The organism is Lactiplantibacillus songbeiensis (assembly GCF_005405125.1).
Classification (GTDB): domain Bacteria; phylum Bacillota; class Bacilli; order Lactobacillales; family Lactobacillaceae; genus Lactiplantibacillus; species Lactiplantibacillus songbeiensis.
Genome location: NZ_BJDL01000049.1, coordinates 1 through 1,250 on the forward strand (window position 1 = coordinate 1; position 1,250 = coordinate 1,250).

1 protein-coding gene is annotated in these 1,250 nt (G+C 42.1%); it reads left to right on the forward strand.

Annotation, left to right across the window (positions count from 1 at the left end):
- Positions 1-60: 60 nt before the first annotated feature.
- On the forward strand, positions 61-1,250 hold a 1,190-nt coding region (locus FFM77_RS13925), incomplete at its 3' end, for an RNA-guided endonuclease TnpB family protein (protein ID WP_137636358.1).

The following is a 1,250-nucleotide window of genomic DNA, read 5'->3' on the forward strand; positions in this document are numbered from 1 at the left end:
TACGTTCCCCAAGAAGGCTAAATATGGTATACTAAATCCAATCTACAGGGGAGGTATCCATTGGTTAAATTAGGGCGGACAATTAAGCTGAGACTCTATCCAGACACGAATCAAGCAGAACAATTTGTAGCAATGAGTCAAGAGTATCAACGATTAGCTAATATTGTCAGTCAATGGATTTTTGACCATGGGTTTCAGTTAAGCTGGTTAAAAATCAATCACCAGCTGTACAAAATATTTAGACAAGAATCATCACTCAATAGTCAGATGGTCCAATCTATTTTTCGGACAGTGGTGGCTCGCTACAAAGCAGTTCAGGAACAGCTGAAACAGCATCCTTACTGTTACAAGAACGAAGAAGATAAATGGGTTCAAGTTCCTAGAGATTTGAACTGGTTGGTGAGACCCATCCAGTTTCGTCGGCCACAAGCAGATTTGGTTCGCCATAGCAATTATTCTTTTGTAGAAGGCATGCAACAAATCTCGATAACCACTCTAGATAAACGGACTAAGTTGGGATTCACCAGCAAAGGATTTGAAAAATACTTTACGGATGACTGGAAACTTGGTACTGCTAGACTGGTTCATAACCAGGGTAAGTGGTTTCTACACATTGGCATCACGAAGGAAGTTAGTGATTTCGATACTAAGGATAACCCACAAATTGTGGGTATTGACCGTGGCCTGCGCTTTCTAGCAACTACTTTTGATAATGAAGGAAAGACACTATTCTTTGACGGTCAAAAAATCTTACGTAAGCGGAAGAAGTTTCTAGAGATCCGTCGGCAATTACAAGGTAAAGGTACCAAGTCTGCCAAGAAAAAGTTGAAACGACTAGCTCAACGAGAGAACCGCTGGATGACCGATGTGAATCATTGGTTAGCTAAGACACTCGTTGCGGTATATGGGTCGCATACGCTTTTTGTTTTGGAAGACTTAACTAATGTGACGTTTAACACCGATGACCTGCCTAAGCCTCTACGCAATAGTCATCGTTCGTGGGCATTTTTCCAGCTAAAATCTTTCTTAACGTATAAGGCTCAAGCTATTCAGAGTGCTGAGGTGAAGGTCAATCCGGCCTTCACCTCACAGAGATGCCCCAAGTGTGGCATGATTGAGAAAAATAATCGTCATCACGAGACTCACGAATATTGGTGTGCTCAATGTCAATATCGTTGTAACGATGACCGATTAGGAGCCATGAATATTGCAATGCTTGGGCAAGACTGGTTGAACGGTGTCAAGCACCC